The 18,400-nt window shown below is 66.9% G+C and carries 16 protein-coding genes; 14 read left to right on the top strand and 2 right to left on the bottom strand.

Features of this window, described 5'->3' with window-relative positions; genetic code table 11:
* Positions 1 to 91 precede the first annotated feature (91 nt).
* From dapA to ASE69_RS10645, 12 genes are all read left to right on the top strand, one after another.
* A complete protein-coding gene (gene dapA, locus ASE69_RS10700; RefSeq protein ID WP_056486972.1) occupies positions 92 to 976 on the top strand; it encodes a 4-hydroxy-tetrahydrodipicolinate synthase in 885 nt (294 codons plus the stop codon).
* 171 nt (positions 977 to 1,147) lie between these two features.
* Entirely contained in the window at positions 1,148 to 1,630 is a 483-nt protein-coding gene (gene smpB, locus ASE69_RS10695; RefSeq protein ID WP_055879372.1) for an SsrA-binding protein SmpB, read from the top strand.
* Between the two features lie 40 nt (positions 1,631 to 1,670).
* Entirely contained in the window at positions 1,671 to 2,219 is a 549-nt protein-coding gene (locus ASE69_RS10690; protein WP_414883032.1) for a DUF2062 domain-containing protein, read from the top strand.
* Positions 2,220 to 2,301: 82 nt separating this feature from the next.
* Complete coding sequence (locus ASE69_RS10685; RefSeq protein ID WP_056486157.1) at positions 2,302 to 4,368, top strand: M13 family metallopeptidase; 2,067 nt, start codon at positions 2,302 to 2,304, stop codon at positions 4,366 to 4,368.
* Positions 4,369 to 4,542: 174 nt separating this feature from the next.
* The gene (locus ASE69_RS10680; RefSeq protein ID WP_056486150.1) at positions 4,543 to 6,588 is read left to right on the top strand and encodes a M13 family metallopeptidase; all 2,046 of its coding nucleotides are present in this window, start codon (positions 4,543 to 4,545) and stop codon (positions 6,586 to 6,588) included.
* A gap of 572 nt (positions 6,589 to 7,160) precedes the next feature.
* Positions 7,161 to 9,536, top strand: coding sequence for a response regulator (locus ASE69_RS10675; protein ID WP_056486147.1), 2,376 nt, complete (start codon positions 7,161 to 7,163; stop codon positions 9,534 to 9,536).
* 49 nt (positions 9,537 to 9,585) lie between these two features.
* Positions 9,586 to 9,936 (top strand): response regulator, encoded by a 351-nt coding sequence (locus tag ASE69_RS10670; RefSeq protein ID WP_056062573.1) that lies wholly within the window; start codon positions 9,586 to 9,588, stop codon positions 9,934 to 9,936.
* Between the two features lie 230 nt (positions 9,937 to 10,166).
* On the top strand, positions 10,167 to 10,400 hold the full coding sequence (locus ASE69_RS10665; protein WP_156362294.1) for a hypothetical protein: 234 nt from the start codon (positions 10,167 to 10,169) through the stop codon (positions 10,398 to 10,400).
* Positions 10,401 to 10,463: 63 nt separating this feature from the next.
* Positions 10,464 to 12,185: a dihydroxy-acid dehydratase gene (gene ilvD / locus ASE69_RS10660; protein ID WP_056486143.1), complete on the top strand. Its 1,722-nt coding sequence runs from the start codon at positions 10,464 to 10,466 to the stop codon at positions 12,183 to 12,185.
* Between the two features lie 28 nt (positions 12,186 to 12,213).
* Positions 12,214 to 12,573 carry a hypothetical protein gene (locus tag ASE69_RS10655; RefSeq protein WP_235518525.1) on the top strand — a complete coding sequence of 120 codons (360 nt, stop codon included), beginning with the start codon at positions 12,214 to 12,216 and terminating at the stop codon, positions 12,571 to 12,573.
* On the top strand, positions 12,570 to 14,054 hold the full coding sequence (locus ASE69_RS10650; RefSeq protein WP_056486140.1) for an NAD(P)H-hydrate dehydratase: 1,485 nt from the start codon (positions 12,570 to 12,572) through the stop codon (positions 14,052 to 14,054). The genes ASE69_RS10655 and ASE69_RS10650 overlap by 4 nt, the downstream gene beginning before the upstream one ends.
* Entirely contained in the window at positions 14,051 to 15,244 is a 1,194-nt protein-coding gene (locus ASE69_RS10645) for a class I SAM-dependent RNA methyltransferase (protein ID WP_056486138.1), read from the top strand. The genes ASE69_RS10650 and ASE69_RS10645 overlap by 4 nt, the downstream gene beginning before the upstream one ends.
* 40 nt (positions 15,245 to 15,284) lie before the next feature.
* On the opposite strand, the gene truA is transcribed toward ASE69_RS10645, so the two are convergent.
* Positions 15,285 to 16,025 (bottom strand): tRNA pseudouridine(38-40) synthase TruA, encoded by a 741-nt coding sequence (gene truA, locus ASE69_RS10640; RefSeq protein WP_056486135.1) that lies wholly within the window; start codon positions 16,023 to 16,025, stop codon positions 15,285 to 15,287.
* Positions 16,022 to 16,948: a methionyl-tRNA formyltransferase gene (fmt, locus tag ASE69_RS10635; RefSeq protein WP_056486131.1), complete on the bottom strand. Its 927-nt coding sequence runs from the start codon at positions 16,946 to 16,948 to the stop codon at positions 16,022 to 16,024. The genes truA and fmt overlap by 4 nt, the downstream gene beginning before the upstream one ends.
* A gap of 52 nt (positions 16,949 to 17,000) precedes the next feature.
* Here fmt and recR point away from each other — a divergent pair, with 52 nt between their 5' ends.
* Together recR and def are read left to right on the top strand one after the other, a co-directional pair.
* Entirely contained in the window at positions 17,001 to 17,597 is a 597-nt protein-coding gene (recR, locus tag ASE69_RS10630) for a recombination mediator RecR (RefSeq protein WP_056052820.1), read from the top strand.
* Positions 17,598 to 17,643: 46 nt separating this feature from the next.
* Positions 17,644 to 18,168, top strand: a complete 525-nt coding sequence (gene def, locus ASE69_RS10625; protein WP_056486128.1) for a peptide deformylase — start codon at positions 17,644 to 17,646, stop codon at positions 18,166 to 18,168.
* Positions 18,169 to 18,400: the final 232 nt, after the last annotated feature.

Below are 18,400 nucleotides of genomic sequence, written 5' to 3'. Positions count from 1 at the left end.
TGTGGACAGCATACGCCCCGAACCCGTATCTGTCCTGAACGAAATCCGGATTTTGCAAGACATCCGGCGCAACAGGACCGCAGGCCACCGCATGTTTTCAGGATCTATTCCGGCGCTCGTCACGCCGTTCGCCGCCGATGGCAGCTTCGACGAACCCGCCTATCGCGACTTCATCGAATGGCAGATCGTCGAAGGCTCGTCGGGGCTGGTCGCGTGCGGGACGACCGGCGAGGCAGCTACCTTGTCGTATGACGAGCATTTCCACGTGGTCCGCGTCTGCGTCGAACAGGCGAAGGGCCGCGTGCCGGTAATCGCCGGCGCAGGCTCGAACGATACGCGTGTTGCCTCGGCCAATTTGCGCGCCGCGAAAGAGGCCGGTGCAGATGCCGCGCTGATGGTGCCGCCCTATTACAACCGGCCAGGGCAGGAGGGTATCTTCCGCCATTTCGAGGCCCTCGCGCAGACGACGCCGCTGCCGATCATCCTCTACAACGTCCCCGCGCGAACGGTGACGGACATCCAGCCGGCAACGCTGGCGCGGATCGTCGCAGCGTTCCCGGACGTGTTCGTCGGCGTGAAGGATGCCAGCGGCGTCCTCGCCCGCGTTTCGCAGCATCGCGAGGCGTGCGGGCCGAATTTCTGCCAACTGTCAGGCAATGACGACCTTGCGTTGGCGTTCAACGTCATGGGCGGCACCGGCTGCATCTCGGTAAGCGCCAACGTCGCGCCAAAGCTTTGCGCCGAGTTCCAGGCGGCGTGCCAGGCGGGCGATTTCGTCAAGGCGCTGGCGTACCAGGATAAGCTCTATCCGTTGCACGAAGCGCTGTTCACCGACGCCTCGCCCGGCCCGGTGAAGTACGCGATGACGAAGGTGCGGGTGGGCTTCCCAGAGACGCTACGCCTGCCGATGACCCCGGCGGGCGACGCATCGCGCGCTACCGTCGACGCAGCCTTGGCCCACGCCGGTCTGGCTTGAACCCTACTCCGTCATCCTGACGAAAGTCAGGACCCAGAGCCAAGCAGGGCACCGCTCCGTAATCCTGGGTCCTGACTTTCGTCAGGATGACGGCGCGCAGGGGAATAAACGGAACCGCAAACACCACCACCGCTTCCCCTAAGCCCTCCGACCTCCTACATCGCGCGTCCCATGGCACGTCCCAAACCCCCGACCTTCGAGAAGACCAAGATCGTCGCCGAGAACCGGCGCGCGCGGTACGACTATTACATCGAGCAGGTGTTCGAGGCGGGCATCGCGCTCACCGGCACCGAGGTGAAGGCGTTGCGTGGCGGCGAGGGCTCGATCGCCGAGGCCTATGCCGAGGTGAAGGGAAAGAATGTCGTCCTGGTGAATTCGAACATTCCCGAATTCAGCCACGGCAACCGCTTTAACCACGAGCCCAAGCGTCCGCGCAAATTGCTGCTCCACGAGCGCGAGATCAACAAGATGTTCGGGGCGGTCGCACGCCAGGGCATGACGCTCGTGCCGTTGATGATCTACTTCAATTCGAAGGGCCGCGCGAAGATCGAACTGGCGCTCGCCAAGGGCAAGCAGAACCACGACAAGCGCGATTCGGTGAAGGAACAGGACTGGAAGCGCGAGCAGGGCCGGATCATGCGGGATCGCGGATAGCCGACGTGGCGCCGGTGTCGATGACCCTATCGTCTTGAGCATATTCGGGCGTCTCGCGGCGTGGTCGCATCGCAATTTGCCGACCCGCGAATCGATGGAGCGGAACCGTCTTCTCCGTCCGGTGGCGCACCGCGTGCTCGCGCCCGAACTGTGGCGCTTCACCCGCCGGTCGGTTCCGCGCGGTGTCGCGCTCGGGATGGTCGCGGGCATCCTGATCCCGGTAGCGCAGACGCCGGTCGCCGCGATCTTCGCATTGCCGTTCCGCGCCAACGTGCCGACCGCAGCGCTGACCACTTTTATCACCAACCCGCTGACCACGCCGCCGCTCTGGATCGCGGCTTATTGGATCGGGTCGTCGCTGCTCCGGCTCGACGCGCATGTCCCCGGTCAGCCCGTTGCGGATGCGGCGGCGCGTACCGAATGGATCCCGTGGCTGATGCAGGCGGGACCCGCCACCGCGCTCGGCCTGCTGGTCATCACAATCGTGTGTTCGGTCGGCGGGTATGCGCTCAGTGCGCTCGGCTGGCGGTTGTGGATCGCGCGCAAGTGGCGGCACCGCCACGACAATCGTGTCGGTCATGTTTCGTAACATTTGACACCGGTTGGAATTGACGGACCGTCCTATCGGCGTAGAACACACCGCATCCTGAAGATCTTTTCCGAGGTTCTTGATGCGTAAGTCGATTGTTACCGTGATCCTGCTCGCGTCCGCCGCATCGGCTTTCGCCCAAACCAGTGCCCCGTCGCCGACCCTCGCCAAGGCTGCCAAGGGCCCCGTCGCCGCCAAGGATGCCAACAAGCCGCAGATCGGCGATTTCGGCTTCGACATGGCAGGCCGCGATACCAGCGTGACGCCGGGCACCGACTTCTTCGATTACGCGAACGGCGGCTGGGTGAAGACCACGCCGATCCCCGCCGATCGCTCGTCCTACGGCATGTTCCACGTCCTTCAGGACCTGTCGCTCGAACGCACCCGCACGATCCTCGACGTCTCCGCCAAGACGCCCGGCGACAAGGTCGGCGATTTCTATTCCAGCTTCATGGACGAGGCCGCGGTCAACGCGAAGGGCGCTACCCCCGTCAAGCCGATGCTCGCCGCGCTCAAGGCGACCAAGGACAAGACCGCGCTCGTCACCGAAATCGCCAAGCTCCAGCGGCAGGGCGTCGGCGGTTTCGTCGGCGTCGGCGTGCAGCAGGACGACAAGGACCCGACCACCTACGTCGTGAGCCTCGGCCAGAGCGGCATCGGTCTTCCCGACCGCGACTATTACCTCAAGGATGACGCCAAGCTCGCGACCATCCGCACCGCGTACGAAGCGTATCTCACGCGGATGCTGACGCTCGCCGGCGAGCCTAACGCCGCCGCCCGCGCCGCCGCCGTCTTCAACTTGGAGAAGGGCCTGGCGACCGCGCACTGGACGCGGATCGAAAGCCGCGACGCCGACAAGACCTACAATAAATGGACCGCCGCCGACTTCGCCGCCAAGGCGCCGGGCTTCCCTTGGGCGCAGTACATGACCGCGATGGGCGTCACCGGCCGTCCGTTCTATCTCGTAGCGCAGCCGAGCGCAGTGACCGGCGAGGCGAAGGTCTTCGCCGACACGCCGATCAACGTCCTGCAGGACTATGCGATGCTCAAGGTGCTGCGTGCGTACGCGCCGTACCTGTCGAGCGATTTCGACAAGACCAACTTCGCGTTCTACGGCACCACGCTGTCGGGCACGCCCGAGCAGCAGGTCCGCTGGAAGCGCGGCGTCTCGACCGTGTCGGGCGCAATGGGCGAGGCGATCGGTCAGCAGTACGTGGCGAAGTATTTCCCGCCAGCCTCGAAGGCTGCCGCCGACGACCTCGTCAAGAACGTCATCGCAGCGATGGGCGAGCGGCTCCGGAACCTCGAATGGATGGCGCCCGAGACCAAGACCAAGGCGCTCGCCAAGCTCGCCGCCTTCACGCCCAAGATCGGCTATCCCGACAAGTGGCGCGATTATTCGGCGCTGCAAATCCAGCGTGGCGATCTCGTCGGTAACGTGTCGCGCGCCAACGCTTTCGAGTACGACCGCGACCTGAAGAAGCTCGGCCAGCCGATCGATCGGGCTGAGTGGTTCATGACGCCGATGACGATCAACGCGTACGCCAACCCGACGATGAACGAGGTCGTCTTCCCGGCCGCGATCCTGCAACCCCCGTTCTTCGATCCGAAGGCGGACCCGGCGGTCAATTACGGCGGCATCGGCGCGGTGATCGGTCACGAGATCAGCCATCACTTCGACGATCAGGGCCGCAAATACGATCTCAACGGCAAGCTCACCGACTGGTGGACGCCGCAGGACGTCGCCCGCTTCAAGGTCTTTACCGACGCGCTCGTGAAGCAGTACGACGCGTACGAACCGCTCCCCGGCCAGCACATCCAGGGCGGCCTGACGCTCGGCGAGAACATCGCGGATCTCGCCGGCCTGACGGTGGCCTACGACGCGTATCACAAGTCGCTCGGCGGCAAACAGGCGCCGATCATCGACGGCACGACGGGTGACCAGCGCTTCTATTACGGCTGGGCGGGCGTCTGGCGCACCAAGTTCCGCGACGCCGCGCTCCAGCAGACGCTGCTGTCCGACCCGCATTCGCCGGGCCACCAGCGCGTCCTGACGGTCCGCAATCTCGATCCTTGGTATGCCGCATTCGGCGCGAAGCCGGGCGAGGCCAGCTACCTCGCCCCCGCCAACCGCGTCCGCATCTGGTAACTACACGCCGCATACCCCGACCTTGCACCACCCCGGCGAAGGCCGGGGCCCAGTTGGGGGACAGACGTAACGGCGGACTGTCCCCCGTTACCGAGATCTTTCCGACTGGACCCCGGCCTTCGCCGGGGAGGTGGTATTGGAGGGGGTGTGCCAACGAAATTCTAGGAGAACCCCATGAAGTCTTTCATCGTCGCCGGCCTGCTCGCCGCAACCGCCATCACCGGCGTCACCGCCGCCATCTCGCAAACGGCTGAGCCGACCCCGGCAGCACCCGCGTCCACCGGTGCGCAATACGGGACGTTCGGCTTCGACGAGAAGGGCATGGACAAGACCGTCCAGCCCGGCGACGATTTCTACACCTTCGCCAACGGCAACTGGTCCAAGAACACCCCGATCCCGGCCGACAAGTCGAACTACGGCTCGTTCAATCTCCTCTCCGACCTGTCCGAGAGCCGCACCCGCGGCATTCTCGACACCGCCGCGAAGGACCCCAACTCGAAGATCGGCCGCGCCTATGCGACCTTCCTCGACACCGGCACGATCGAGGGCAAGGGCCTCGCCCCGATCAAGCCTTGGCTTTCCAAGATCGCCGCGCTGAAGGACCGCGCCGGCTATCCGGCCCTTCTCGCCGAAGCAGACCGCGCCGGGATCGGCGGCCCGTTCGGCGGCGGCGTCGGCCAGGATGACAAGCTCCCTGAGCAATACGCGCTCTCGCTCGGCCAGTCCGGCCTCGGCCTCCCCGACCGCGATTACTACCTCAGCACCGACGCGAAACTGGTCGAGGCGCGCAACGCCTACCGCGCGCACATCGTCAAGATGTTGACCCTCGCCGGCGAACCCAATGCCGAGGCCCGCGCCACCGCATTGCTCGCGTTCGAGACCGAGATCGCCAAGGTCAGCTGGACCCGCGTCGACAGCCGCGACGCCACCAAGACCTACAACAAGATGACCGTCGCCGACCTCGCCAAGCGCGCGCCCGGCTTCGATTTCGCCGCCTATTTCAAGGGGATCGGCACGCCCGTCCCGACCGTCATCGTCGCGCAGCCCTCCGCGATCACCGGCATCGCCAAGCTCGTCTCGACCGCGCCGATCGGCGTCCTCAAGGACCAGCTGATCCTCCGCTCGCTCGACGGCTATGCGGACGTCCTCCCCAAGGCGTTCGACGCCGAGCAGTTCGCGTTCTACGGCACCGTCCTCGGCGGCACGCCCGAGCAGGAAGCCCGCTGGAAGCGCGGCGTTCAGTTCACCTCCGGCGCGCTCGATGACGAGGTCAGCAAGCTCTACGTCGCGCAGTATTTCCCGCCCGAGACGAAGGCCGCAGCCGACAAGCTCGTCAAGAACGTGCTCGCCGCGATGGGCCGCCGGATCGACAAGCTCGAATGGATGGCGCCCGAGACGAAGGTCAAGGCGCACGCCAAGCTCGCCGCGTTCACACCCAAGATCGGCTACCCGAGCCAGTGGAAGGATTTCTCCGGCCTGACGATCACGTCCGGCGATGCGTTCGGCAACGAATGGCGCGCGAATGAATGGCAGCATCAGGATAATATCTCCAAGCTCGGCAAGCCGTTGCAGCGCTGGGAATGGGGCATGACGCCGATGACGGTGAACGCCTACGCCAATTTCGGCATGGTCGAGATCGTCTTCCCCGCCGCGATCCTGCAGCCGCCGTTCTTCGACCCGAAGGCCGACGACGCGGTCAATTACGGCGGCATCGGCGCGGTGATCGGTCACGAATTGAGCCATCATTTCGACGACCAGGGCTCTAAGTACGATGCGAAGGGCCAGCTCACCGACTGGTGGACGGCCAAGGACATCGCCGGCTTCAAGGCGCTCACTGGCAAGCTCGGCGCGCAGTATGACGCGTACGAGCCGCTGCCCGGGATGCACGTGAAGGGCCAGCTGACGATGGGCGAGAACATCGCCGATCTCGCCGGTTTGACGGTCGCTTACGACGCGTACCACACGGCATTGGGAGGCAAGACCGCGCCCGTCCTCGACGGCTTCACCGGCGACCAGCGCTTTTATCTCGGCTGGGCGCAGGTCTGGCGCCGCAACTACCGCGAAGCCAACCTTCGCAACCGCTTGCTGACCGATCCTCACTCGCCGTCGCAGCAGCGCGCGTGGGTCGTGCGGAACCTCGACCCCTGGTATGCGGCGTACAAGCCGACCGCCGGGCAGAAGCTGTACCTGACGCCGGAGCAGCGCGTCCGGATCTGGTAAGGGCTGCTACCCTCACGACCGGGGGTGAAACCGACTACGCCCCCCGCAAAGCAAAGCACCCAAGCCCACCCAACCCCCAACGGGCCCCCCTCCCTGAAAGGGAGGGGCAGGGGTGGGTAGGCCGCTTGGGAGGCACGCCGTCCGCCAACAGGGCGACCCACCCCCAGCCCCTCCCTTTCAGGGAGGGGAGCAAGAAGGTTTTCAGCGCTCGCTTACCTTCTGGTCGGTGACACCCCCGTTCCCCCGCGAAAGCGGGGGCCCAGGATCAAAAACGCTACTGCCCGCAACCCTGGTCTCCCGCCTCCGCGGGGGAACAGGATGTTAGATTATCTCAGCTACCCCCCCGGCGAAGGCCGGGGTCCAATTGGAAAGGTTGCAGTAACGAAGCGCGGTCCTTCGTTAGCAACGTTCCCCAATTGGACCCCGGCCTTCGCCGGGGTGGTATGAGAGCTGGTCTGCAAGGCGGGCATGAGGGGAAGTGCCCGCCTCACGCCTGCGAGAACAAGCTGAGCCCCCTTAAACCCACCATCCCGCTTGACGCCCAACCCCGCAACAGCGGATGACCCCCCGCGATGGCATCGCTCGCTTTACCCACCCCCGCCCGCAACGCAGCACTCGTCGCCATCGCCTCGGGCGTAGCCGCCGCCACGATCGTGCTGCTGCTAGTCGGCAGCTGGATCGCCGCCGCCGGGTTCTTCGCCGCGGCCGTCATCGTCATCGGCGCGCTGATCGCCTGGCGCCTGCTCAACCCCGTCCCCAAGGACGCGCCGCGCCCGGTAGACTGGGACCTCACGCGCACCGTCGCCGAAGCCGGCACCGACGCCCTCGCGATCACCGACCGAGCCGGGCGCCTCGTCTGCGCGAACGACGCGTACGAAGCGCTGTTCGAAGGCTTCCCGACGCCCCCCGGCCTGCCGCTCGACGAAGCCGGCAACGCAGCGCTCGCCGACGCCGGCCGCTCCGCCTGGCGCGACGGCACCGCACAGGTCGATCGGCTCAACGCCCGCAACGTCTGCCTCTCCGCGCAGATCGCGCGCGCCGGCGACGATGCCGACATGCTCGTCTGGCGCTTCGTCACCGCGCAGGAACACGACCTCGCGGAAACGCTCGCCGCGTTGCTGACCGGCCCGACCGGCGACCGGCTCGGCGGCAGCGGCATCATGGCCGCGTTGCTCTCCCCCGACGGCCGCGTCCGCACCGCCAACCGTGTGCTGCGCGCGCGTGCATGTGGCGACGAATACGACTCGATCGAAGGCCGCGACTTCGCCCGGTTCCTCATCACCGACAGCCGCGGTTTCGTCCGCTTCGAACGCGAGGGCCTCGAAGGCACGCCGCTCCGCGTCCTCCAGATCCCGTTCCTCGACGGCGACGACGCGCCCGTGCTGGTCGCGCTGCTCGACGAGGAGGAGAACGCCCCCGCGCTAGGCGCCAGCGCCTCCGCGCACGTCCGCAGCCTCGTCAGCATGATGCCGTTCGGGATGGCGCTGGTCGACCGCGACGGGCGCTTCCTCCAGATGAACGACTCGTTCCTCCGCGCCGCCGGCGTCAATGCGGTCGCGCCGCCGCTCTATCCCGGCGACCTCGTCGTCCGCGAGGACAAGGCCGCGGTCGCCGACGCGATCCGCAAGTTCGCGAACGGCGCGACGCATTCCGCCGACATGGCCGTCCGCCTCAAGGATCACCCCGACGAGCCGGTCGCGCTCACCATCGCCGGCGCGCGCGGACTTGGCGACGCCGCCGTGCTGCTCAGCCTCAAGGACAATAGCGAGGAGAGCCGCCTCAAGCGCGAGGTCGCGCAGGCCACCAAGATGCAGGCGGTCGGCCAGCTCGCGGGCGGCGTCGCGCATGATTTCAACAACATCCTGACCGCGATCATCGGCCATTGCGACCTGATGCTGATGCGCCATTCGCCCGGCGACAGCGACTACGACGATATCCAGCAGGTCCGCACCAACTCGAACCGCGCGGCCAGCCTGACCCGCCAGCTGCTCGCCTTCTCGCGCCAGCAGACGCTCCGTCCGCAGATCCTGCAGCTCCCCGACGTCGTGTCGGAGGTCTCCAACCTGCTCAAGCGGTTGATGGGCGAGAACGTCCGCCTCGACATGACTCACGGCCGCAATCTGGGGCCCGTTCGCGCCGATCCTGGCCAACTCGAGCAAGTCGTCGTCAACCTCGCGGTCAACGCGCGCGACGCGATCGTCTCGGCGAACGCGCGCGGTGGCGGCGTGCTGACGATCACGACGCGTGCCGTCCCCGCGTCCGAAGTGCGCGAGATGGCGTCCGATATCCTGCCCGTCGCCGACTATACCGCGCTGATCGTCCAGGACACCGGCACTGGCATCCCGCCCGACGTGCTCCCCAAGATCTTCGAGCCGTTCTTCACCACCAAGGAATTCGGCAAGGGCACCGGGCTCGGCCTCTCGACCGTCTACGGCATCGTCAAACAGTCGGGCGGCTACATCTTCGCCGACAGCAAGCCGGGGCAGGGCGCGACCTTCTCGATGTACCTGCCGGTCCATTCGGCCCCAGCCGCGACTCGTCCCGTGGTCATCAAGCCCGCGCCGAAGCCGGTCGACCTGTGGGGCACCGGCACGATCCTGCTGGTCGAGGATGAGGACATGGTCCGCGCCGTCGCCGAGCGCGCGCTCACGCGGCAAGGATACACAGTGCTGACCGCGGAAAACGGCGAGATCGCGTTGGAAGTGCTGGAGAAACACGGCCGCCCCGACCTGCTCATCAGCGACGTCGTCATGCCGCAGATGGATGGTCCGACGATGGTGCGGCATGCGCGCGAGAAATTCCCCGACCTGCCGATCCTGTTCATGTCGGGCTATGCCGAGGAACAGTTGCGCAAGTCGATCGACCTCGACAACGTCGCGTTCCTGCCGAAGCCGTTCTCGGTGCAGGAATTAGCCGAAGCGGCACGAGACGTGCTTGCCGCGCGCTGACTCGAACAAGATGTTGGCAAGTCGTAACAATCCCGACTATGCGAGAAATATGACCGCTACCCAACAGATCCTTATCGTCGAGGACGAACCGTTGATCGCCATGATGCTGGAGGATTTCCTCGAGGTATTGGACAAGGGAGTCGCGGGCTCGGTCGACACCGTCGCCGACGCCTTGAAGCGGATCGAAGAAGGTGGCGTAGATGGCGCGATCCTCGACGTGAACCTGCGTGGCGGCGAGAAGAGCACCGCAGTCGCCGAGGCATTGGCGGCAAGGGGCGTCCCGTTCGTCTTCGCGACCGGCGGCGGCGACGATGGAGTCGCCCCAGAATTTCGCGACCGCCCACGCTTGCAGAAGCCCTTCACCATGGACGGCGTAGCGAAGGCCCTCGAAGGCCTCTAACTCCTTCCGCTCCTTGAAGGGGTGAGGCCTGGAGCGCTTGGTGAGAGCAACTTCCATCTCCACCGTCATCCTGACGAAAGTCAGGACCCAGAGCCAAGTCGCGCATCGTCAGTAGTCCTGGATTATGACCGCGTCAGGATGACCCACGTTGGCGACACGATGCCCCCGTATTGCACAAACGCTTCCTTAGCATCACGCTGCGTTCCTATGCACCTGCTACGCCAGACCTGATGCGACTTTCGCGATCCCGGACGGTCACGCTTTCCTTCACGCTGGTGGCACTGATCGCGGGATATGGTCTTGCCGGAACCGGTGTTGCCGTCGCGATCGGGGTCCTAGCACTACCCGCTCTGGCTTGGGCTTTTGACAATGACAGCGGCACCTTCCTAATCCTCGCAACGCTCTTGGTCATCACGATCGGGATCATGATCTTGCTGATCGCGCTGATGGCGATCACGCACTAATTCCTCGGTAAGCCCCGCAACTCTCTTGCGCAAATGCCCTCTCTCGCGACATAGGCGTTCGCCATGACCCGCACATTCGACAAATCCCGCCTGCCGAGCCGCCACGTCTCCGTCGGTCCCGAACGCGCCCCGCACCGCAGCTACTACTACGCGATGGGCCTCGACGAGGAGCAGATCGCGCGCCCGTTCGTCGCGCTCGCGTCCGCCGGCAACAACTCCGCACCCTGCAACACCACGCTCGACGCGCAGGCCGATGCCGCGCAGGCCGGCGTCATCCAGGGCGGCGGCATGCCGCGCCGGTTCAACACGATCACCGTCACCGACGGCATCGCGATGGGCCATCAGGGCATGAAGGCTTCGCTGGTCAGCCGCGAAGTCATCGCCGACTCGGTCGAACTCTCGGTCCGCGGCCATTGCTACGACGCGCTCGTCGGTTTCGCCGGCTGCGACAAGTCGCTCCCCGGCATGATGATGGCGATGCTCCGCCTCAATATCCCATCGGTCTTCGTCTATGGCGGCTCGATCCTGCCGGGCCGCTACCAGGACCGCGACGTTACCGTCGTCGACGTGTTCGAGATCGTCGGCAAATACGCCGCCGGCGCGTGCCCGCTCTCCGAAGTCCACGCGATCGAGAAGGTCGCGTGCCCCGGCCACGGCGCATGCGGCGGCCAGTACACCGCCAATACGATGGCCTGCGTCGCCGAGGCGATCGGTTTGTCGATCCCGAACAGCAACATGGTGCCCGCACCTTACACCACGCGCGAACAGATCGCCGTGGCGGCCGGTGCGCAGGTCATGGACTGTCTCGCCGACAACATCCGTCCGCGCGACATCTGCACGCGCGAGGCGTTCATCAACGCCGCGCGCGTCGTCGCCGCGACCGGCGGCTCGACCAACGCCGCGCTGCATCTCCCCGCGATGGCGTCCGAATCCGGGATCGAATTCGACCTGTTCGACGTCGCCGAGATCTTCAAGACAACGCCGTACATCGCGGACCTCAAACCCGGTGGGAAGTACGTCGCGAAGGACATGTACGAGGCCGGCGGCGTCTACATGCTGATGAAGACGATGCTCGCGGGCGGGTTCCTCAACGGCGATTGCCTGACGGTGACGGGCAGGTCGCTGGCTGAGAACATCGACCAGGTGACGTGGAACCCCGACCAGAAGGTCATCTACGATATCAAGACCCCGCTGACCCCGACCGGCGGCGTCGTCGGCCTGCGCGGCAGCCTCGCCCCCGATGGCGCGATCGTGAAGGTCGCGGGCATGCACCGCCTCCAGTTCTCGGGTCCCGCGCGCGTGTTCGATTGCGAGGAAGACACCTTTGCCGCCGTCGAGAAGCGCGAGATCAACGAGGGCGAGGTCATCGTCATCCGCTACGAAGGGCCGAAGGGCGGCCCCGGCATGCGCGAGATGCTGTCGACCACCGCCGCACTCTACGGCCTCGGCATGGGCGAGAGCGTCGCGCTGATCACCGACGGCCGCTTCTCGGGCGGCACGCGTGGCTTCTGCATCGGCCATGTCGGTCCCGAAGCAGCGGACGGCGGCCCGATCGCGCTGGTCGAGAACGGCGACATCATCCACATCGACGCCGAAGCCGGCACGATCGACCTCGACGTGCCCGAGGACGTGATGGCGGCGCGCCGTGCGGCGTGGGTGCCGCGCACCAACGATTACGGGTCGGGCGCACTCTGGCGCTATGCGAAGACCGTCGGCCCCGCGTACAAGGGTGCCGTCACGCACCCTGGAGCCGCAGCCGAAACCCATGTCTACGCGGATATCTAAGCAAATACTGGCGGTTGCCGCACTTCTCTTGCTCCCGCTCTCAGCATGCGGGCGGGGGCAGCCGAGCAGCGAGCAGGTCGCGGCACAACAACGGGCGGAAACGTCGAGCGATACCCGCATCGCCTGCGCGCAAGGCGAGGCCGCGTTCGCGTCGACCTGCACGATCGAGCAGTCGCAAGGCAAGGATGGCCTGATCCTGACGGTCCGCCATCCCGACGGAGCCTTCCGCCGGTTGCTGGTAACGCAGGACGGCCGCGGGGTGATCGCCGCGGACGGCGCCGAGGCGGCGAAGGTCACGATCACCGGCGCGGACGGCATCGAGGTCGCACTGGGCGGCAACCGCTACCGCCTCCCGGCCACCGTCAAGGGTACGACGAAGCCGTCATGATCGGGATCGAAGGACAGCCGGTCCTCACCGCCGCCGAAATGCGCGCGGCGGAAGATGCGGTGATCGCCACCGGTGTCTCGGTGGACACGCTGATGGAGCGCGCCGGCACTGCCATCGCGGGCGTCGTCCGCCGGCTGGCGGGCACGAACGAAGTCCTGATCCTCTGCGGCCCCGGCAATAACGGTGGCGATGGCTATGTCGCGGCCCGCGTGCTGGCGGAAATGGGTGTGCCAGTTCGCGTAGCGGCGTTGTCGGAACCCAAGACGGATGCGGCGAAGTCGGCGAGGGCAGGGTGGCTAGGCCCGGTCGAAACGTTGGCGGAGGCGAAACCCGCGCCCATCCTCGTAGACGCGTTGTTCGGCACCGGCCTGACGCGACCGCTCGACGCCAGTACAACACCGACCCCCAACCGTTCCCCCGCGGACGCGGGGGCCCAGCTAAATACCAACGGCTCGCCTAGCGGCCTATCCTGGGCCCCCGCGTCTGCGGGGGAACGGTCTGTGGTCAAGTGTCTCCATTTCCTCGCAAACGCCGCGCAGCTCCGCGTTGCGGTCGACCTGCCCAGTGGACTCGCCACCGACTCAGGGGAGGTGCTGAGCACGCCGCCCGTCTTCAACCTCACCCTTGCGCTCGGCGCGGTAAAACCAGCGCACCTCCTCCAGCCCGCCGCGCGCTATTGCGGCCAGATCCGCCTCCTCGACATCGGCGTCCCTACCGCCAGCCAGGCCGAAGTCCTGAAAGCCCCAAGCCTCCCAACCCCCGGCCCGGACTCGCACAAATATACCCGAGGCATGGTCGCGATCATCGCCGGCACCATGTCTGGCGCCGCCGACCTTGCAGCCCTCGCTGCGATGCGCGCAGGCGCCGGCTACGTGACTCTGCTTGGCGACAGCCAAGGCCCGCCGCACGCGCTCGTCCGCACGCCGTTCTCAGATCACGCGCTTGCCAACGATCGCATCGGTGCACTCGTCATTGGCCCCGGCCTCGGCCGCGACGATACCGCCACGGCCCGTCTCGAAGCCGCGCTGACCTCGGGCCACCCGCTGATCATCGACGGCGATGCCCTCCGCCTGCTCGATCCCGACCGCATCAAGGTCCTGAAAGTCCCCGTGATTCTCACCCCGCACGCCGGTGAGTTCGACGCGCTTTTCGGCAAATCCGACGCCGACAAGATCACCCGAGCCCGCGACGCCGCCACCCGCGCCAACGTGATCGTCGTCTTCAAAGGCGCCGACACCGTCATCGCCGCCCCCGACGGTCGCGTCCGCATCGCGCAAGGGTCCAGCGACTGGCTCTCTACCGCCGGCACTGGCGACGTCCTCGCCGGTGCGATCGGCGCGATGCTCGCCGCCAAGCTCGATCCGCTGGACGCAGCCTGCGCCGGAGTGTGGCTCCAAGGTGACGCTGCCCGCCGATTGGGCGCGGCTTTCATCGCCGACGACTTGGCGGAAGCGCTCCGGTCCGCCAGAGCATCGCTATGACCTCCGATACAACTAACACCATCGTCCGCGTCGCAGCCCGCGGCGACGGCATGACCGCCGACGGACGCCACGCGGCCTTCTCGGCCCCTGGCGACACGCTCACCGCCGACGGCACCGTGATCCCCGGCCCGCATCACCAGACGGCCCCCTGCGTACATTTCCCGACCTGCGGCGGCTGCCAGCTCCAGCATCTCGACGACCAGGCCTATGCCGAGTTCGTCACCGACCGCATCGCCTCCGCGCTCGACGGCCAGGACCTGTCGGCCCCGATCCGCACCCCGCACATCTCCCCCGAGCGCAGCCGCCGCCGCGCGACGCTCCACGCCGAGGCCAAGGGGGGCAAGATCACGCTCGGCTTCACCGCCGAGAAGGCGCACACGATCGTCGACATTAAGGAATGCTGGATCCTCGATCCGCGCCTCTTCGCGCTCGTCCAGCCCTTGCGCCAGCTGCTCAAGCGCCTCAATTTCCGCCGCCGCGCGGACATCCACCTGACGCTCGCCGACCAGGGCGCGGACATCCTGATCACCGGCTTCGCCCCCGAGGGCCTGCCCGCCGCCGAAGCGCTCACCAAATTCTGCGAAGACCACAAGATCGCCCGCGTGGCGTTCGACGACGGTCTCGGACCCGAGACGCGCTGGGAGCCCGACGCGGTCACGATCACCTTGGGCGGCGTCCCCGTACCACTCCCGCCCGCGTCGTTCCTCCAGGCCACACCCGATGGCGAAGCCGCACTCACCGCCGCCGTCCTGGAAGCGATCGGCAAGCCCGCGACGGTCGCCGACCTCTTCGCCGGCCTCGGCACCTTCACGCTGGCAATCCCGGCGAAGGTCTATGCGGCCGAAGGCGCACGCGACGCACTCGGCTCGCTGAAGGCCGCCGCGCACCGCACGCAGCGGCCGGTCTACCCGGAGCATCGCGATCTCTATCGCCGCCCGCTGACGGTAGCCGAACTCGATCGCTTCGATGCGGTGGTGATCGATCCCCCACGCTCCGGCGCGCGCGAACAGGCGACCGCGCTAGCGGAGTGCAAGACGCCGGTGATCGCCTATGTATCGTGCAACCCGGCCAGCTTCGCGCGCGATGCAAAGGAACTGTGCGATGCAGGCTGGCGGATCGACTGGGTCCAGCCGGTCGGCCAGTTCCGCTGGTCGACGCATGTCGAGCTAGCCGCGAAGTTCGTCCGCTAACTCAGGAAGCGTGTTCCCCCGCGAAGGCGGGGGAACACGCTTAGGGGTAGACTGCACTCACAAAAAACAACCCATCGGGCGGCGCATTCAGCCCCAGCATCGCGCGATCCTTCGCCGCGAGCGCGGCCGCGACATCGCCAACCGCCCAACGCCTCATACCGACCAGCGCCAGGCACCCGACCATAGACCGCACCTGATGGTGCAGGAACGACCGCGCCGCCGCATAGACAAACAGCCGCTCCCCCTCCCGCACGACCTCGAGCCGGTCGAGAGTCCGCACCGGACTATCCGCCTGGCAATGCGCAGACCGAAACGTCGTGAAGTCATGCCGCCCGACCAGCGCCCCCGCAGCCTCTGCCATCGCCGCCTCGTCCAACGGCTGAGGCACCTGCCAAGCCAGCCCCGCCTCGAACGTCAACGGCGAGCGCCGGTTGACGATCCGGTACTCGTACGACCGACCGATGCACGAAAACCGCGCATGCCAGTCGTCCTCGACCACCTCGCACGCCAACACCGACACCGGCGCGGGCTTCACCAGCGCGTTAAGCCCCTCCATCAACCGAAACGCCGCCAGCGGCTTCGCGATGTCGACGTGCGCGCGCATCGCCATCCCGTGCACCCCCGCATCGGTCCGCCCCGCCGCCTGCACCGACGCGGTCTCGCCGGTCATCTTCAGCACCGCGGCCTCCAGCGCCGCCTGAACGCTCGGCCCATGCTTCTGCCGCTGCCAGCCCATGAACGGCCGCCCGTCGAACTCCACCGTCAACGCGAACCGCGTCAAAGCTGCGTCCCCGACGGAATCGCAAACCCACGCAGCAATTCCGTCGCCGAGGTGACGCCGCGCCCCGCCCGCTGCACCAAGGTCGGCCGGATCGCCCCATCGCCGCACCCGATCGTCAGCTCGGCATTGACCGTAAGACCCTCGCACCCAAGAAACGAGAACGGCAACACGTTTGCGGCCAGCACCTTCACCCGCTCGCCCGCATGCTCGAACCACGCCCCCGGTGCCGGGTTCATCGCCCGCACCAGCCGCTCGACCTCGACCGCCGACCGCTCGAAATCGATCCGTGCCTCCGCCTTGTCGATCTTCGCGGCATAGGTGACGCCCTCCTCGGGCTGCGGCCAGGCAGGGTAGGCGTCGAGATCGCTCAGCACCTCGACCATCAACCGAGCCCCCATCGCCGACAGCTCGGACGTCAGGTCCCCCGCGGTCTTGCCGACGATCGGCGTCCGTCCCTCGAGCCTTACCGGCCCGGTATCCAGCCCCGCCTCCATCTGCATGATCCCGACCCCCGTCTCGGCATCGCCCGCGAGGATAGACCGCTGCACCGGCGCCGCTCCCCGCCACCGCGGCAGCAGCGATCCATGCACGTTCAGGCACCCGAACCGAGGCGCCTCCAGCACCGCGCGAGGCAGAATAAGACCATAGGCCGCAACGACCGCCACATCCGCGTCCAAGGCGGAAAACGCCTCGCGAGCCTCCAGCCCCTCCGGCAAAGACGCCTTGAACGACACCGGCGTCCGCACCTCGATGCCCAGGGCCTCCGCCCGAACCTGCACCGACGACGGCACCAGTTCGCGCCCACGCCGCCCCCCTGGCCGGGCAGGCTGGCAATACGCCGCCACCACGTCATGCCCCGCCGCGACGAGGGCCTCCAGCACCGGCACTGCGAAGTCCGGCGTTCCCATGAAGATGATCCGCATGGCCCTCTCGAACACGCTGGCGGGGAGCCGCGCAACCCCCTATCTGTTCCTGATGGCATCCCCCGAGATCGAGGCGCTGACGCAGGCGCTGGCCCGGCTCCCCGGCCTCGGCCCCCGGTCCGCACGTCGCGCCGTGCTGCATCTGCTCAAGAAGCGCGACGCGGCGCTGGGGCCCTTGCGCGAGGCGCTGACCGCGGTCGACGAGCGGCTGGAGAACTGCTCCACCTGCGGCAACGTCGACACCACAAACCCCTGCGCGATCTGCGCCGACCCGCGCCGCGACCAGCGCTCGCTGTGCGTGGTCGAGGAAGTCGCCGATCTCTGGGCACTCGACCGCTCCCGGTTGTTCCCCGGCCGCTTCCACGTCCTCGGCGGGCGGCTATCGGCGCTCGAAGGCATCCGCCCGGAGGATCTCAGCATCGACAGCCTCGTCCGCCGCATCGAAGCCGGCGGCATCGACGAAGTCGTCCTCGCGATGAACGCCACGCTCGAAGGCCAGACCACCGCGCACTATATCGCCGAGCGTATCGAACGCTTCCCCGTCCGCGTCACGCAGCTCGCACACGGACTCCCGGTAGGGGGCGAACTCGACTATCTCGACGAGGGCACGCTGGCGCAGGCACTAAGGGCAAGGCGGCCAATGGCTTGAGCCAAGTCCTTGACGCACCCGGCATGCGTACCTTAGCGGACGCGCTATGACCGTCATGACCGTTCTCGAAGTCCCCGATCCCCGCCTGCGCCTTGTCGCCGAGCCGGTGGAGACGGTCGACGACTCCATCCGCACGCTCGTCGCCGACATGATCGAGACGATGTACGACTTCAACGGCATCGGCCTCGCCGCGACCCAGGTCGGCGTGCAGAAGCGCGTCCTCGTCATCGATCTCCAGGAGGAGAAGGACGAGGACGACAAGCCAATCAAGAACCCCAAGGCGTACATCAACGCCGAGATCCTGTCGGTCAGCGATGAAGTCTCCACGTACAACGAGGGCTGCCTCTCGATCCCGGAGCAGTATGCCGAGGTCGCGCGGCCGGCGCGGTGCCGCGTGAAGTGGCTCGACGAGACTGGTGCTGCGCATGAGGAAGATTTCGACGGCCTGCTGTCGACCTGCATGCAGCATGAGATCGACCATCTCGACGGCGTGCTGTTCATCGACCACATCAGCCGCCTCAAGCGCGACATGGTGCTGAAGAAGCTGGCGAAGCAGCGCAAGCTGGGGTGAGAGGCTGGGGGCTGGGGCGAGCACGAGCACGAGCACGAGCACGAGCGCTTGAGAGTGGGCACCCGTTCACCAACACGCTACCACCCCGGCGAAGGCCGGGGCCCAATTGGGGGACATCGCCAATTGAGCGCATCCCTCCGTTACCGCGACCTTTCCAATTGGGCCCCGGCCTCCGCCGGGGTGGTACTGTTCGGCGAGGGTGTCGGAGCGCCCCCTTTCTAGTTCCCCCGCG

Source organism: Sphingomonas sp. Leaf208 (assembly GCF_001421415.1).
In the GTDB taxonomy this organism is placed as follows: domain Bacteria; phylum Pseudomonadota; class Alphaproteobacteria; order Sphingomonadales; family Sphingomonadaceae; genus Sphingomonas.
This window is presented reverse-complemented; position numbering and strand designations above follow the sequence as displayed.

Bases quoted from the DNA above. Each gene is read 5' to 3' on its own strand.
- dapA (WP_056486972.1), top strand. From the start codon at position 92: ATGTTTTCAGGATCTATTCCGGCGCTCGTCACGCCGTTCGCCGCCGAT.
- smpB (WP_055879372.1), top strand. From the start codon at position 1,148: ATGGCACGTCCCAAACCCCCGACCTTCGAGAAGACCAAGATCGTCGCC.
- ASE69_RS10685 (WP_056486157.1), top strand. From the start codon at position 2,302: ATGCGTAAGTCGATTGTTACCGTGATCCTGCTCGCGTCCGCCGCATCG.
- ASE69_RS10680 (WP_056486150.1), top strand. From the start codon at position 4,543: ATGAAGTCTTTCATCGTCGCCGGCCTGCTCGCCGCAACCGCCATCACC.
- ASE69_RS10675 (WP_056486147.1), top strand. From the start codon at position 7,161: ATGGCATCGCTCGCTTTACCCACCCCCGCCCGCAACGCAGCACTCGTC.
- ASE69_RS10670 (WP_056062573.1), top strand. From the start codon at position 9,586: ATGACCGCTACCCAACAGATCCTTATCGTCGAGGACGAACCGTTGATC.
- ASE69_RS10665 (WP_156362294.1), top strand. From the start codon at position 10,167: ATGCGACTTTCGCGATCCCGGACGGTCACGCTTTCCTTCACGCTGGTG.
- ilvD (WP_056486143.1), top strand. From the start codon at position 10,464: ATGACCCGCACATTCGACAAATCCCGCCTGCCGAGCCGCCACGTCTCC.
- ASE69_RS10650 (WP_056486140.1), top strand. From the start codon at position 12,570: ATGATCGGGATCGAAGGACAGCCGGTCCTCACCGCCGCCGAAATGCGC.
- ASE69_RS10645 (WP_056486138.1), top strand. From the start codon at position 14,051: ATGACCTCCGATACAACTAACACCATCGTCCGCGTCGCAGCCCGCGGC.
- fmt (WP_056486131.1), bottom strand. From the start codon at position 16,948: ATGCGGATCATCTTCATGGGAACGCCGGACTTCGCAGTGCCGGTGCTG.
- recR (WP_056052820.1), top strand. From the start codon at position 17,001: ATGGCATCCCCCGAGATCGAGGCGCTGACGCAGGCGCTGGCCCGGCTC.
- def (WP_056486128.1), top strand. From the start codon at position 17,644: ATGACCGTCATGACCGTTCTCGAAGTCCCCGATCCCCGCCTGCGCCTT.